The 14,395-nt window shown below is 55.4% G+C and carries 14 protein-coding genes; 7 read left to right on the forward strand and 7 right to left on the reverse strand.

What is annotated here, in order from left to right:
• Positions 1–131 precede the first annotated feature (131 nt).
• A complete protein-coding gene (locus tag B7L15_RS01270; protein ID WP_085917236.1) occupies positions 132–1,028 on the reverse strand; it encodes a LysR family transcriptional regulator in 897 nt (298 codons plus the stop codon).
• Positions 1,029–1,230: 202 nt separating this feature from the next.
• On the opposite strand from B7L15_RS01270, the gene B7L15_RS01275 reads away from it, so the two are divergent.
• The 4 genes from B7L15_RS01275 (at position 1,231) to mtgA (ending at position 5,036) form a co-directional block, all read left to right on the forward strand.
• Positions 1,231–2,211: an MBL fold metallo-hydrolase gene (locus B7L15_RS01275; protein WP_254902824.1), complete on the forward strand. Its 981-nt coding sequence runs from the start codon at positions 1,231–1,233 to the stop codon at positions 2,209–2,211.
• A gap of 55 nt (positions 2,212–2,266) precedes the next feature.
• A complete protein-coding gene (locus B7L15_RS01280; protein WP_085917237.1) occupies positions 2,267–3,376 on the forward strand; it encodes an S-(hydroxymethyl)glutathione dehydrogenase/class III alcohol dehydrogenase in 1,110 nt (369 codons plus the stop codon).
• A gap of 72 nt (positions 3,377–3,448) precedes the next feature.
• A complete protein-coding gene (fghA, locus tag B7L15_RS01285; protein ID WP_085917238.1) occupies positions 3,449–4,303 on the forward strand; it encodes an S-formylglutathione hydrolase in 855 nt (284 codons plus the stop codon).
• 10 nt (positions 4,304–4,313) lie between these two features.
• A complete protein-coding gene (gene mtgA / locus B7L15_RS01290; protein ID WP_085917239.1) occupies positions 4,314–5,036 on the forward strand; it encodes a monofunctional biosynthetic peptidoglycan transglycosylase in 723 nt (240 codons plus the stop codon).
• A 62-nt stretch (positions 5,037–5,098) separates the two neighbouring features.
• Here the strand turns inward: mtgA and B7L15_RS01295 are convergent, their stop codons facing one another.
• Both B7L15_RS01295 and B7L15_RS01300 read right to left on the reverse strand, forming a co-directional pair.
• Positions 5,099–5,872 carry an EAL domain-containing protein gene (locus B7L15_RS01295; protein ID WP_441316940.1) on the reverse strand — a complete coding sequence of 258 codons (774 nt, stop codon included), beginning with the start codon at positions 5,870–5,872 and terminating at the stop codon, positions 5,099–5,101.
• Between the two features lie 25 nt (positions 5,873–5,897).
• Positions 5,898–6,836 (reverse strand): DMT family transporter, encoded by a 939-nt coding sequence (locus B7L15_RS01300; protein WP_085917240.1) that lies wholly within the window; start codon positions 6,834–6,836, stop codon positions 5,898–5,900.
• A 140-nt stretch (positions 6,837–6,976) separates the two neighbouring features.
• Here B7L15_RS01300 and B7L15_RS01305 point away from each other — a divergent pair, with 140 nt between their 5' ends.
• From B7L15_RS01305 to B7L15_RS01315, 3 genes are all read left to right on the forward strand, one after another.
• The gene (locus B7L15_RS01305; RefSeq protein WP_085917241.1) at positions 6,977–7,366 is read left to right on the forward strand and encodes a DUF4168 domain-containing protein; all 390 of its coding nucleotides are present in this window, start codon (positions 6,977–6,979) and stop codon (positions 7,364–7,366) included.
• Positions 7,367–7,570: 204 nt separating this feature from the next.
• Positions 7,571–9,481, forward strand: coding sequence for a DUF294 nucleotidyltransferase-like domain-containing protein (locus B7L15_RS01310; protein WP_085917242.1), 1,911 nt, complete (start codon positions 7,571–7,573; stop codon positions 9,479–9,481).
• Position 9,482: 1 nt separating this feature from the next.
• Complete coding sequence (locus B7L15_RS01315) at positions 9,483–10,208, forward strand: 3'-5' exonuclease (RefSeq protein WP_085917243.1); 726 nt, start codon at positions 9,483–9,485, stop codon at positions 10,206–10,208.
• An 84-nt stretch (positions 10,209–10,292) separates the two neighbouring features.
• Here B7L15_RS01315 and B7L15_RS01320 read toward each other — a convergent pair whose 3' ends face one another.
• From B7L15_RS01320 to B7L15_RS01335, 4 genes are all read right to left on the reverse strand, one after another.
• On the reverse strand, positions 10,293–11,936 hold the full coding sequence (locus B7L15_RS01320) for a BCCT family transporter (RefSeq protein WP_085917244.1): 1,644 nt from the start codon (positions 11,934–11,936) through the stop codon (positions 10,293–10,295).
• Between the two features lie 38 nt (positions 11,937–11,974).
• The gene (locus B7L15_RS01325) at positions 11,975–12,397 is read right to left on the reverse strand and encodes a universal stress protein (protein ID WP_085917245.1); all 423 of its coding nucleotides are present in this window, start codon (positions 12,395–12,397) and stop codon (positions 11,975–11,977) included.
• Positions 12,398–12,541: 144 nt separating this feature from the next.
• Positions 12,542–13,414, reverse strand: a complete 873-nt coding sequence (locus B7L15_RS01330) for a glycine betaine ABC transporter substrate-binding protein (protein WP_085917246.1) — start codon at positions 13,412–13,414, stop codon at positions 12,542–12,544.
• 149 nt (positions 13,415–13,563) lie between these two features.
• On the reverse strand, positions 13,564–14,394 hold the full coding sequence (locus B7L15_RS01335; protein ID WP_085917247.1) for an ABC transporter permease: 831 nt from the start codon (positions 14,392–14,394) through the stop codon (positions 13,564–13,566).
• Position 14,395: the final 1 nt, after the last annotated feature.

Genomic DNA, 14,395 nt, shown 5'->3' on the forward strand with positions numbered 1-14,395 from the left:
GCAGTTATGCTAAGCAGAAAGAAAAAACATGCCTGGATGGACGTTCATTATATCGTCATCTTTCTGTGACCGCACGTCGAACTAGCATGCCGTTGTCGCGATTCGGATGTCGACCTTGCCTGGGTGAGGGGTTAACGCCATTGAGTGTCAGGTAGCACCTGATCAATATGCTCGACAAGATAATCCACCAGTTGGCGTATCTTGGGTGAAAGATGCCGATGGCGGGGGTAAACCGCCCATACCCCGGTATCATGGTGCTGAAAGGGTTCCAGCACGGCGACCAGCTCTCCACTGGCAAGATAAGGTGCGACGTAGTAGTCAGGTAGTTGCGCAAGGCCAAGGCCCTTCCGTGTAGCGTCGAGCAGGGCTGGTCCTGAGTTGGCCTGCCAGCAACCGTTGACCTTGACTTCACGTCGCTGGCCATTGACCTCAAACAGCCAGTTGGGTCGCGAGCCCACCAGGCAGCGGTGCTGGCTCAGCTCGCCCAGCGTATGCGGCCGGGTCGCCTGGCGAAAGTAGGCTTGCGAGCCGACAATATATTCGCGGCGTTTGCATAGGCGACGCGCAATCATGCTCGAATCCTTGAGCACCCCCATGCGAATCGCTATATCAAAGCCTTCGTCAATCAGCTCGACCGGACGGTTGGTAAAGTGCATCTGCACGTCCAACTGTGGGTGCAGGCACTGGAAGTCGTTGACCAGCGGCGCGATATAGCGCTCTCCAAACGTCGTCGCTGAGGTGAGTTTCAACACGCCGTGAGGTTTGCCCTGTTGTTCGCTCAACACCTGTTCGGCATCACGCAATCCGTCGAACAGGTGCCGACAGTGTTCCACATAGATAGAGCCGGCATCGGTCAAGCGGATCTGGCGGGTAGTGCGGTAAAGCAACTGAACGCCCAACTGATTTTCGAGCTGGCTGACCAGGCGGCTGGTGTGAGAGGTTGATACCTTGAGGTGGCGCGCTGCCGCCGAGAAGCTTTCCAGGCGGACTACCTCAATGAAAGCTTCAATTCGATCCCAGCGCTGCATAAGGAACTTACCTGCTGTTAAATGGATTGTTGCACAGTGGCAATAATCTTATGAGTGTATCCCGGTTTATCCCTGCCGACTAGCTGACCTACACTGTGACTAGTTAGGGCATTGCGTACCAGCGTTGTAAAGTAAATGCGCAATCGCTGCGGGCAGGTTTATCGGCCGTGGCGGATTTTTTCGTAGGCTAAGGAGATGACGAGTGTCTCATCATGTATGGATTCCACGAGTAGGCAAGGCATCGCTGTTTCTGGCCATGGGAACCTCGCTAAGCGCGGTGGCGGCCCCTGACCAACGGCCGGAGCAGGTATCAGGCTGGTTCAGGATGATGGTTGATGACCATGAAGTCACGGCGCTGTACGACGGCTATACGGCGATTGAAACACAACTGCTAAAAGGCATGGAGCAAGCGGAGATACGTGAGCACCTGAATGCGTTGTTCATCGACTCCGAAGATGGCGTTCAAACCGCTGTTAATGCTTTTCTGATCAATACTGGGGAGAACCTTGTTCTGGTGGATGCGGGTTCATCTGCGTGTTTTGGCCCGACACTTGGGCATGTTGAAGACAACATGCGTGCGTCCGGTTACCAGCCAGAAGATGTGGATACTATCCTGATGACCCATCTTCACCCCGACCATGTTTGCGGGTTGACCCGTGACGGCGAAGCTGTTTATCCCAACGCCGAGTTGCGGGCCAGCCAGCAGGACGCCGATTTCTGGTTGAGCGAGTCGCGTGCAGAAGCGGCCGATGAAGGCCAGCGTGCCTTTTTCGAGATGGCTCAGGACGCTGTTGCGCCTTATATAGAGGATGACCGGTTCACACCGTTTGAGCCGGGTGATGAGATGCTGATGGGGATCGTGGCCGAGGATACCCATGGGCATACCCCCGGTCACACCAGCTTTATGCTGAGTGGAGACGATGATGCCATGCTGGTGTGGGGCGATGTGGTGCATAGTTACGGCGTACAGTTTGATGATCCCACGGTCGCCATCGAATTTGACTCTGACCCCGAGCAGGCCATTAAAACCCGCCAAGCCGTGCTTGAAGAGGCGGTCGAAGGCAAGCACTGGGTGGCCGGGGCGCATATGCCGTTTCCTGGCATAGGCCATATTATTCAGGATGAAGAGGGTTATCAGTGGCTACCCATTGAGTATCAACCGGTCACGTCCGACGAAGAGTGAACCATGCGCCCGGACTGAGTGGCGTGAACAGATAGGCTGTAGAGGAGCAATAGTAATGAAGTCACGTGCGGCGGTAGCACTGGAAGCGGGCAAGCCTTTAGAGCTTGTCGAGATTGATGTAGAAGGGCCCAAAGCGGGTGAAGTGCTGGTCAAGATGGCGGCGACAAGCGTTTGCCACACGGATGCCTATACGCTTTCAGGCGCTGATCCAGAGGGGAATTTTCCTTCTGTGCTGGGCCACGAAGGTGCCGGTGTGGTGCAGGAGGTTGGCGAGGGTGTCACCAGTCTCAAGCCCGGTGATCACGTCATTCCGCTTTATACGGCCGAGTGTGGACAGTGCAAATTCTGTCTGTCGGGCAAGACGAACCTGTGCGGTAGCGTTCGTGCCACTCAGGGCAAGGGGGTCATGCCCGATGGCACCTCGCGCTTTTCCCTGGATGGCAAGATGCTTCACCATTACATGGGGACGTCCACGTTCAGCGAATATACCGTGCTGCCCGAAGTATCCCTGGCAGCGGTGTCCAAAGAGGCGCCGATGGATAAAATCTGCCTGTTGGGCTGTGGCGTGACCACCGGCATTGGGGCCGTCATGAACACGGCCAAAGTGGAACCTGGCGCGACGATTGCCGTATTTGGCCTGGGCGCGATCGGCCTGGCGGTCATTCAGGGTGCAGCCATGGCCAAGGCGTCGAAAATCATCGCTATCGATGTCAATCCGGACAAGTTCGAATTGGCCAAGCAGTTTGGTGCTACGGACTTCGTGAACCCGAAAGATTACAGCGACCCGATTCAGCAGGTCGTGGTGGACATGACCGATGGCGGGGTGGATTACTCCTTTGAGTGCATCGGCAACGTCAATGTCATGCGTTCCGCGCTGGAGTGCTGCCACAAAGGGTGGGGCGAATCGATTATCATTGGAGTCGCCGGTGCGGGTGAGGAAATCTCCACACGGCCTTTCCAACTGGTGACCGGTCGGGTCTGGAAAGGCTCCGCCTTTGGTGGTGTGAAAGGCCGTACCGAACTGCCGGGCTATGTCGAGCGTTATATGAACGGTGAGATCAATATCGACGACTTTATTACTCATGATATGCCGTTTGAGAAGATCAATGAGGCCTTCGATTTACTGCACGCAGGCCAGAGTATTCGTACCGTCCTGCATTACTGAGTATGATTGTGCCTACAACAAGGGGCGCGGCGGGGAGACCCGCCGCGCTTACTGCTTTAAAGGAGCCTGCTCATGAGCATGAGTGAAACCCTGGAATTAGTGTCGGCCAACCGCAGCCACGGTGGCTGGCATAAACGTTATCGGCATTACTCTCGCGCCTTGGACTGCGACATGGTGTTCGCGGTTTATTTGCCACCTCAAGCGGAGGAAGAGCGGGTGCCGCTGTTATGGTGGCTTTCGGGACTAACCTGCACCGACGAAAACTTTATGCAAAAAGCGGGTGCGCATCGCCTGGCGGCAGAACTGGGTATCGCGATCGTCTGTCCCGATACCAGCCCGCGTGGTACTGACCTGCCCGGCGAACACGATAGCTATGACCTGGGTTCCGGCGCGGGCTTTTACGTCAATGCCACCCAGGCACCGTGGAAGCCGCAATACCGTATGTACGATTATGTGATTGAGGAGCTGCCATCGGTCGTTCGTCAGCATTTTCCGGTGAACGGTCGCGAATCCATCAGCGGGCATTCGATGGGCGGCCATGGCGCACTCATCATGGCATTGCGCCATCCAGGGCGCTTTCGTTCCGTATCGGCATTTGCCCCGATCGTTAACCCGATGAATTGTCCGTGGGGAGAAAAGGCGTTTTCCAACTACCTGGGTGACGATCTGGCACAATGGCGCCAGTACGATGCCTGCGAACTGGTGGCTAACGGTGCTTCGCGGCAGCGGCTGTTTATCGACCAGGGAGAAGCCGATCAATTCCTTGAAGAGCAGCTCAAGCCCGAACGCCTTGAGACCGTGTGCGAAGCGCACGACCATCCTCTGACTCTGCGTCGGCAACCTGGCTATGACCATAGCTACTTCTTTATTGCGACCTTTATCGATGACCATCTTCGCTACCATGCCGACCACTTGTTGAAACGGTGAGGAAGCTTTCATGTTGAAACGTACGCTATGTCGCTCATTCAGTTGGCTATGGTGGTGGGTATGGCGTGGCGTATTTCTGTTTGTGGTGCTGTCAGTGAGCCTGGTGATGTTGTTTCGAGTGGTGCACCCACCGGGATCAATGGTCATGGTGGAGCGTAAAATCCAGAGCTGGATTCACAGCGAGCCGATACAGCTGCAGCGGGAATGGCGGAGCTGGCCACAACTTGCCGATTCTGCAAAAGTGGCGGTCATGGCGGCAGAAGACCAGCGGTTTCCTCATCATTACGGTTTCGATATCACTGAGCTACGCCGCGCCTTGCGGGCCAGCATGGAGGGTGGGCGCTTGAGGGGAGCCAGTACCATCAGTCAGCAAACCGCCAAGAACGTTTTTCTATGGACGGGCAGAAGCTGGGCGCGTAAAGGACTCGAAGCCTGGTTTACCGTGCTTATTGAGCTGATCTGGGGCAAACAGCGAATTCTCGAAGTCTACCTTAATGTCGCCGAGTGGGACGCCGGGGTGTTTGGGTTGGAAGCAGCCGCGCAGCACTACTTTGGTGTCCCGGCCGACGCGCTGACAGATCGCCAGGCCAGTCTGCTGGCAGCCATATTACCTAGCCCGCGAACACGCAGTGCCTCGCGTCCAAGCCCTCAGGTGGAGCAGCGAAGCCAATGGGTGCGCCAACAGATGCGTAACCTGGGTGGTGCCGACTATTTACGACACATCGTCGATTGATGACATTGTGGGGTCAGCACAGGCGGCGGCAAAGCGCCGCCTGGCTGGACCGCCCGGCTAAATCAGTCGTAAAGGGTGTCATCGATAACCGCAAGCGCTTCCAGTTGCGGGCGGGCAAAGTAGTAACCTTGCTGTACCGGGATGCCCAACGCCATTAAGCAGCGCGATTCCTCACGGGTTTCCACGCCTTCCGCTACTAATTGAGTGCCCAGCGTATCCGCCAGGGCCACCAGACTGCGCAGAATCGCCTGACGGCGCTTGTTGCTGTTGCAGTCCATGACAATCTCACGGTCAACTTTCAAAGTGTCCGGGCGCAGGTCGGTGAGCAGATCCAGGTTTGCGTAACCGTTGCCGAAGTCATCAAGGGAGGTGGTAAAGCCCATCGCGCGGTAGCTTTCGATAATGTTACGCATGTGCTGCCGGTCCTGAACGCGCTCGGTCTCGGTGATCTCGAAGTTCAGTCGCTCGGTAGGCCATCCCACTCGCTGAGAGGTTTCCAGGGTCGCCTGGATACACGCCTCCGGCTCGTAAACAGCATTAGGCAAGAAGTTGATCGATAAGCGTGCCTGCATACCTAGCGCGCTGGCTAATTCAATCGCTTTAATGCGACAGGCTTGATCAAACCGATAGAGCAAATCGTCGGTGACCTTTCCCAGAATCGATCCCGCCGACTCGCCATCGGGTCCCCGAACTAGCGCTTCGTAATAAATCACCTGCCGCGCAGCGACATCGACAATGGGTTGAAAGGCCATGGTGAAGGCAAAAGGCACCGGGGTATCGCACCGGTTACAGCGGCCATCCACTCGCGCGCAATGGTGATATTCAGACGTCTTCATACTAGCCCTGAGAATTTCTATATCGTTATGTTGGTGACACTTTGGCAGCGGGTTTGCGCACCGTCAGTACGACGCCGACAATGGCAATGAACATCCCGCCAAGCCCTATCCAGGAAAGCCGTTCATCGAATAGCCACCACGCTTGTAGTGCGGTAACGGGTGGCACCAGGTAAAACAGGCTTGCTACCCGAGATGCCTCGCCGCGCTTGATTAACGCCATCAACAGCAGGATAGCGGCTATCGATAGAATCAGTACTAACCAGCCCAGCGTCAAGATAAAAGTGAGTGACCAGGTGACGTTCCGGGTTTCGAATAACAGTGCCCCAACGCCCAATACCCCTCCCGCAGCCAGGTATTGAATGACGGCCCCAGAAAGCAGCGGCATACGCGTGCAAAAGCGTTTCTGGTAAAGCGTACCCAGCGAAATGCCCATTAAAGCGGCCAGCACACTCAACAAGGCACCCAGGCCAAAGCCGCTGAATAGCGATTGCCCCAGATCAAGTTGGCTGCCCAACACGGCACTGATGCCGAGCAAACCCAAACCCAGCCCCAGCCATTGTTGTTTTGCCAGGCGCTCGCCTAACAGCGGGCCGGCACAGGCCGCCGTCAGTAGGGGTTGAAGGCCGACCAACAGCGAAGCCAGGCCGGCAGGCATGCCAAGCGAAATCCCATAGAAAACGCCACCTAAGTAGGTGCCGTGAACAAGGAGACCTGAAATGGCGATGTGCGTCCATAACCTGGGTGATGAAGGCCAGGAAATTTTAAGTATCCATACCAGCGGCGTCAGCAGCATCACTGTCAGCACAAAGCGAATGAATAGGAACGTGAAGGGCTCTGCGTAGGGAAGGCCAAACTTGGCGCCTATAAAGCCAGTGCTCCAAAGCAGCACAAACAGTACAGGCATGGCGAGTAATCCGAGTGACGCGGCATCCCGTTGGCGTACGAGCGATATAACACCTTTCATAAGGCTCTCAATGTCTAATTTGGCTGGGGGTGAGTGACTTGATATTCTTTTTGTTACATTACTTTACTTAAAAGGTTGAACCTCGACGCTATGTCCGCGTCACATAAACCACATTCATAACGTGTTAACCGAGGTTTTTTATGCAACGTATGACTGCCCTGTTTTCTGCCGCACTGCTCGCCACTGGCCTGATGACGGCAACGGCTCATGCCCAGCAGGATCAAGAGTCCACACAGGACTCAATGGCCACCCAAGAAGCAGCTCCGACTCAAGATTTTTCTGATGAACAGCTGCAACAGTTTGCCGATGCGTCACAAGAAATCGCGGTCATTTCTCAGGAATACACTGAGCGTCTGCAGGAAGCCGATGACGAAGCCGCTCAGCAGGAAGTCCGCACCGAAGCCAATGACCGCATGATCGAAGTCGTCGAAGACAGTGGCCTAGATGTTGATACGTTCAACGCCATTGGTCAAACAATCCAGCAAGATCCTGAAATGATGCAGCGTGTTCAGGAAATGGCGGAATCGTAAGCAGTCTTTGAGCGTTGCACCCGCTTGTAACGTCATTCCATGACATCGCTATGTAGCGGTTGCAAAGCCCGGCGCGAAAGCGCCGGGCTTTTTCATGGTTAGGGTTTACGCGTCTTTTGCTTCGCGCCACACTTGTATAAATGCCCGTATCAACGTGGATACGAGGTCACGTTGAAGTCCGGCTATACGGTCTGGGGAGAGAGCATGGACGTCGAACTACTAGAAATACGTCAGCACATGGGGCAGCACCCCCCTTTCGATAGGCTTTCGGACAGCTTGCTGGATGAAATCGCCAGCAGCGTCGAGGTCAGTTACTTCAAGACTGGCAGCGATATTCTGGCGCTGAACGAGACGATGTCTGACCTGTGCTATATCCGTAGCGGTGCGGTCGAGGTGTATCGAAGGCAGGGTGATCTCTATAACCGGCTGGGGGAAGGCGATATCTTTGGCCACTTCAGCTTATTGCGTAACCAAAAGGTACGCTTTCCTGCCAAAGCTATTGAAGACACGCTGCTTTACTTTATCCCCAAAACTGTATTTCAGCAGTTGTGCGAAGAGGATGAGGACTTCGCTGACTTTGTTGAAGTGGAACGTCCGCGACTGGAAACCGCCGCAGAGCAGCAAAAGAAATCCAACGACATGATGGTCACGCGGATTCGCAAGCTGGTGGCGCGTTACCCGGTTATGGTGGAAGCATCGACCACAGTGCAGCAAGCGGCTCAACAGGTCAGCCATGCACAAGCCTCAGCCGTTCTGGTGCTCAAAGAAGGCAGCACCAATCCGCGTTACAGCTTCAAGGACAGCGAAGGCCAAACGTGGCAGGTATGCGGCATCTTGACCGATAGCGACTTTCGCACCCGGGTCGTGGCTGAAGGGCTTTCGCCTCAAACGGCAGTAGGGGAGGTGGTCTCCTCACGGCTTATCGCGGTTCAGTCGGACGTTTCGATCTACGAAGCGATGCTTACCATGCTGCGTAACAACGTTCATCACCTGCCGGTGCTTTATCGTCAGCGACCCATGGGGGTGGTGCACCTCTCCGATATCATTCGCTATGAAACCCACAGCGGACTTTACCTGGTGAGTAATATTTTTCACCAGTCGAGCATTGAGGGACTGGCGCGTCTGGCACCTGACGTGAGTGCCTCCTTTGTCCGGATGGTGCAGGAGGGGGCCAATTCCCACATGGTGGGCAGTGCACTCTCGACTATAGGACGCAGTTTTTCGCGCCGTCTGTTGGAGCTTGCCGAGGAAAAACTGGGACCGCCGCCGGTGGCCTACTGTTTCATGGTCAACGGATCGATGGCACGCAATGAGCAGAGTATTGTCACCGACCAGGATAATGCGCTGATTCTGTCGGATGACTTTGTTCCCGAAGAGCACGACGACTATTTCAAGGCGCTGGCGGACTTTGTGAGTGAGGGCCTGGATGCCTGCGGTTATACCTACTGCAAGGGTGACGTGATGGCGACCAATTCACAGTGGCGCCAGCCGTTGAGTGTCTGGAAAAGCTACTTTACCGACTGGATTAATAACCCGACCCCGGAAAGGCTGCTGCACAGCTCAATCTTTTTCGATCTTGATAGCCTCTATGGCGAAGATGTTTTTGTAGAAGCGCTCCAGGATCTGATTGCTGAAAAAGCTCCCCAGTCACCGCTCTTCTTAGCCGCCATGGCGCGCAACGCCCTGAATCGAACGCCACCGCTGGGTTTTTTCCGGACCTTTGTGATGGAAAAAGACGGCAAGCATAATAACTCCATCAACTTGAAGCGCCGTGGAACAGCACCGATGGTCGATCTGATTCGCGTACATGCATTGGCCTGCGGCTCAAAAGCCCAGAACACTTTCCAACGGCTGGACGACATTGCCAATACGCAACTCCTGGCCACCGGCATGAGCGACAAGTTGAGCTATGCCTTTGAGTTCATGTGCATGTCGCGCATCCGCCATCAAGTGATCGATCTGCAGGAAGAGCGCGTACCCGACAATAATATCGAGCCGGAGAACGTGGCCGATAGTGAACGGCACAACTTGAAAGATGCCTTTCAGGTGCTCAGCAATGCGCAAAAATTTCTGAAGTTCCGCTATCCCGTGCCATCAAACCGGGCGGGTCGCTAACATGACGTTGATTCGCCCGCGCCGGAAAATCACCCAGGCAGACTGGGCGCTATATACGCAAAAACGTGCACCGCTGGCGCAGGATCCGGCCATTCGGCGTTTTTTCGAGACGCCACCTCCGAGCCTCGATACACCCATTGCCGAGGTGCCGATGGTCGCGCTGGACATGGAAACGACGGGACTGGATGAGCGTCGCCATGCCATTGTGAGTATCGGGCTGGTGCCGTTTACGTTAGGGCGCATCAAGCTTGCCGAGCGTCGCTACTGGGTGGTGAAACCGCCTCGCCCGCTTAATGAAGCCTCGATTACCTTCCACCACATCACCCACTCCGAGATAGCCAATGCCCCGGATCTGGATGCGATTATCGATCCCCTGCTGGAAGCCTTGGCAGGGCGGATCGTGGTGGTGCACTTTCGCCATATTGAACGCCCCTTTTTGGATGCGGCGATCAAGTCACGGCGAGGTGAGGGCGTCATGTTTCCGATGATTGATACGATGTCGCTTGAAGCGCGGCTTCACCGCCAGAAGCTATGGGCGCGTTTTCGTCGTTGGTTAGGGCGCCCGCCGGTTTCTATTCGCCTTGATGCCAGCCGCCGTCGCTACGGGTTGCCGAGTTACCAAGGTCATCATGCGCTGATTGATGCCATGGCGACAGCGGAGCTGTTGCAGGCACAGATTGCAACGCACTATGAGCCCAGCACACCCTTAAGGGCGCTCTGGACTTGATGCCCCAAGCGTCACCAACATCTTTCTGAGCATAAAAAAACGGGCAGCCCAAGGCTGCCCGTTCAAGTTTGATGCAAGGATCTTTTAGACGGCTTTTGGCTCGCTCATCAACCCTTTGATAATGGCATAGCAGGCCACCAGCAGGATGATCGTGAACGGGAAGCCGGTCGAGACGGCCATGGTCTGCAGCGCGGTCAGGCCACCACCCAGTAACAGCGCAATGGCGAGGGCGCCTTCGATAATCGCCCAGAACACGCGTTGCGGTTTGGGAGCATCGACCTTGCCGCCAGCGGTAATTGAGTCAATCACCAGCGAGCCTGAATCCGACGAGGTCACGAAGAACACGATGACCAGCACAATGGCCACGAACGACGTGATCTGCGACAGCGGCAGTTGCTCAAGCATGACGAACAGCTGCAGATCGATACCTGCATCGCGAACGGCGTCAATGCCCTGGCTGAGGTATTGGTTGATCGCCGTACCGCCAAAGGTGGTCATCCACAGGACTGACACGATGGAAGGCACGAGGAGAACTGATACCATGAATTCGCGCACGGTACGGCCCCGCGATACGCGGGCGATGAACATGCCGACGTACGGAGACCAGGAAATCCACCATGCCCAGTAGAAGGCCGTCCAGCCTTGGCTGAAGTTGGCATCTTCGCGGCCAAACGGATTAGACAGCGCAGGCAGGTGCACCACGTAGTTAAGCAGGTTTTCAAAGAAGCCTGTGGCAATCAGCAGCGTCGGTCCGACCGCAATGACGAAGAACAGCAAGGCGGCGGCCATGGCGATGTTGATCTTGGATAGCAGCTGTACACCTTTATCTACACCGGCCAGTATCGAGCCGATCGCGATGATCGTGATGCCGATAATCAGCAGAATCATGGTGATATCGGATTCAGGTGCACCAAACAGGTAGGTCAAACCGGCGGCGGCCTGCGTGGCGCCCAGGCCTAGCGAGGTAGTCAGGCCAAACAGTGTGGCAAACACGGCCAGAATATCGATAAGGTGACCCGGCCAGCCCCATACGCGTTCGCCCAGAAGGGGGTAAAATACCGAGCGCATGGACAGCGGAAGCCCTTTATTGAACGCAAACAGCGCAAGGGACAATGCTACCACGGCGTAGATCGCCCATGGGTGGAGGCCCCAGTGGAAAATCGTCGCTGCCATGCCCAAGGCGGCTGCGCCTGCTTCGTCGCCTTCGGCACCGCCCAGCGGTGCCCAACTGCCACCGTCAAAAGACGTGCCAAAGTGGGTCAATGGCTCATTGACGCCGTAGAACATCAGACCAATGCCCATGCCAGCGGCAAACAGCATCGAGAACCAGCCCATATAGGTAAAATCAGGTTTGGCATTGGCACCGCCAATCCGGATTTTGCCTAACGGGGAAATGATCAGGCCGATACACAGGATGACGAATATGTTGGCCGCCAGGATAAAGAACCAGGCGAGATTGCCTGTCAGGAAGCTGAAGACTGAGTCATAGATTGGTGCGATGGTGTCTTGCAGGGCCAACGTGAGTATGACGAAAAGCAGTACGACGATGGAAGAAATGGTGAAAACCTTGCCGTGCAGGTCAAGGTTAACCCCCATCGTTTTGGTCGTGATGTTGTCCTGGCCGATAACGTAATCGGTATCGATCAGGTTGGCTGGCCCCTCCGGAGCAGGAATCCCTTCCGAAGGAGCGTTCTCATCTGGCGATTGGTCTTGCGATTTGTTATCCACAAAGTTGCTCCCTTATTTATTTACAACAATACGTCGCTTTATTTGCTCGGGCGAAGCAGGAAGACGGAGGCGTCGGTGTGTGTGGCTACCTTGCCGCCATGAGAGGGCATGACAATATCCAGATGGCGTGGCAAATGGGTCGCCATCATGACCAGATCCGCGCCCGTTTCATCGATCGCTTTCACCAACAAGTCGTCAACATTGGCAACCGGGTCGGTCGAGCTATAGACCTTGATGCTGACGGGCTGCCCATGAACCTTATGACGGTCCTGAGCGAAGGCGTCCAGCTTTTGTTCGTACTCCTGGGGGGTGCGGGCGATGCTAGTAGGGGTGTTGGCCGTAACGCCGACGTAGGTAATTTTCGCGTCGTACTGTTTGGCCATGTCCGCGACAACGCTTAAAGCGGGCTCCAGCGTTTCCAGGTGGGCAAGATCCACGGGCACCATAATGTTCTTAAACACGGCAATCTCCTCACTATACTTTTGTAATGATCAACATTAGTCAAATATATGCCGGTCATCGCTATGGTTTAGACGAGATGTAAACAACTGAACTGGTGCGCAAGGTACGCACCAGTTCATCTCTTCTATCTACCAGGCAAGGAATTAGTTGTTAATCCATTCCTCTACTACGTCCTGGTTATCTTCAACCCACTGTTTGGCATTTTCGTATGGGTTGCTGTCTTCTTCCTGATTCATGAGCATGACCTCGCCCATCTGTTCAGGTGTCCACTCGAAGGCATCGAGAATGGCATAGGCTTCCGGCATGTCATCTTTCAGGCCATCGCGCACGACAGTGTGAATCTGCTCGGCGCCACCGTAGACGTTTTCCGGGTCTTCCAGGTATTTCACGTCAAAGCGGGCGAACATCCAGTGCGGTGTCCAGCCCGTCACGACGATGTCTTCCTCGTTTTCAATAGCGCTTGAGAGTGCGGCGGTCATGGTGGCGCCGCTGCCGCTGCGCAATTGAAGATCAAGATCATAGGTATCCACAACCTCTTCGGTGAGGGACATCAGGCCCGCACCAGGATCAATACCGATAATCTCGCCGTTAAAGTCGTCAGCGTTGTCGTTCAGGTCAGCGATGGAATCGACATCGGTATACTCAGGAACCACCAGGCCCAGCTTGGTGCCATCCAGGTTTTGACCGAGGTCTTCAACGTTGTCGCCAACGCGTTCCATATAGTTCTCATGGGTCGAAGGCAACCAGGCAGCCACAATAGCGTCGGCATCCCCGGTAGACAGTGCCTGGAACATGGCAGCCGCCGAGAGAGATGTCATCTCGACGTCGTAGCCTTCTTGCTCAAGTACAGCGCGTACCACGTTGGTTGACGCGACTTCAGACGACCACTCGACATAAGCCAGGTTGATAGTGCCTTTATCCTGAGCCTGAACCATGCCACCAGCGGCAAGGCTAGCGCCTGAGATGAGTGCCAAAGAGGCGAGACGGATACGGTGATTCAACATACGAGTTTTCATTCACTTGCTCCCTTAGATGGAGAGGTAGCATTAGCCACCTCAAACAAAGTCGTGGTTACTTCGTATCACTCACAGCATGGGCATGTATCCCATGCTGTGCAAGTCCTAACAGCTTGAACGCCGGTGCCGTAAAAGGCCAGTAGAGGCTTTTAACGGCGCGACTTACTGAACGATTGGGTCAAGCGATCAAGCACCATGGCGAGAATAACAACCGCAATACCGGCTTCAAAGCCGTCACCCGGACGTAGGCGCTGGATGGCACGCCATACTTCGCTGCCCAAACCGTCCGCACCGATCATGGCGGCAATGACCACCATGGAGAGCGCCAGCATGATCGTTTGGTTAATACCGGCCATGACGGTTGGAAGTGACAACGGTAGCTGTACTTTGAAAAGCTTCTGGCTGCGAGTCGCTCCGTAGGCGTCGGCGGCCTCAATCAGCTCCACTGGCACCTGGCGAATGCCGAGGGTGGTGAAGCGAATCGCTGGCGGCATCGAGAAAATCACGGTAGCAAAGATGGCCGAGACCGAACCGATCCCGAAAAACGGGATGGCCGGAATCAAGTAAACAAACGCCGGCATGGTCTGCATGAAATCGAGAATTGGCATGATGACGCGGTACAGGCGCTGGGATAGCGCAGCGGCAATGCCAACCGGAATCGCCATGACCACGGCCACCAGCGTGGCAATCACCACCAGCGTCAAGGTTTCGATCATTGGATCCCAGAGACCCAGGTTCCATATCAAGGCCATCCCAGCGGCCGCGCCGATGGCGAGGCGAGGTGATGCGGCTTTCCAGCACAGCAGCGCGATAATGGCCAGTAGTGCCCATGGCGGGAGCCACATAAGGCCATCATTGAGGCCGCCGATACCGGTTTGCGTAACGCGAGAAATGGCGCGTGTGATCAGCGAGTATTCGCTGGTCAGCCAGGTCAGGCTGCTTTCAATCCAGTAACCTAACGGAATGCTTGGAATATCCATG

Origin of the sequence: Halomonas sp. CSM-2 (assembly GCF_002119345.1) — a bacterium.
Taxonomy (GTDB): Bacteria; Pseudomonadota; Gammaproteobacteria; order Pseudomonadales; family Halomonadaceae; genus Vreelandella; species Vreelandella janggokensis.

Bases quoted from the DNA above. Each gene is read 5' to 3' on its own strand.
- B7L15_RS01270 (WP_085917236.1), bottom strand. From the start codon at position 1,028: ATGCAGCGCTGGGATCGAATTGAAGCTTTCATTGAGGTAGTCCGCCTG.
- B7L15_RS01280 (WP_085917237.1), top strand. From the start codon at position 2,267: ATGAAGTCACGTGCGGCGGTAGCACTGGAAGCGGGCAAGCCTTTAGAG.
- fghA (WP_085917238.1), top strand. From the start codon at position 3,449: ATGAGCATGAGTGAAACCCTGGAATTAGTGTCGGCCAACCGCAGCCAC.
- mtgA (WP_085917239.1), top strand. From the start codon at position 4,314: ATGTTGAAACGTACGCTATGTCGCTCATTCAGTTGGCTATGGTGGTGG.
- B7L15_RS01295 (WP_441316940.1), bottom strand. From the start codon at position 5,872: ATGAAGACGTCTGAATATCACCATTGCGCGCGAGTGGATGGCCGCTGT.
- B7L15_RS01300 (WP_085917240.1), bottom strand. From the start codon at position 6,836: ATGAAAGGTGTTATATCGCTCGTACGCCAACGGGATGCCGCGTCACTC.
- B7L15_RS01305 (WP_085917241.1), top strand. From the start codon at position 6,977: ATGCAACGTATGACTGCCCTGTTTTCTGCCGCACTGCTCGCCACTGGC.
- B7L15_RS01310 (WP_085917242.1), top strand. From the start codon at position 7,571: ATGGACGTCGAACTACTAGAAATACGTCAGCACATGGGGCAGCACCCC.
- B7L15_RS01315 (WP_085917243.1), top strand. From the start codon at position 9,483: ATGACGTTGATTCGCCCGCGCCGGAAAATCACCCAGGCAGACTGGGCG.
- B7L15_RS01330 (WP_085917246.1), bottom strand. From the start codon at position 13,414: ATGAAAACTCGTATGTTGAATCACCGTATCCGTCTCGCCTCTTTGGCA.
- B7L15_RS01335 (WP_085917247.1), bottom strand. From the start codon at position 14,394: ATGGATATTCCAAGCATTCCGTTAGGTTACTGGATTGAAAGCAGCCTG.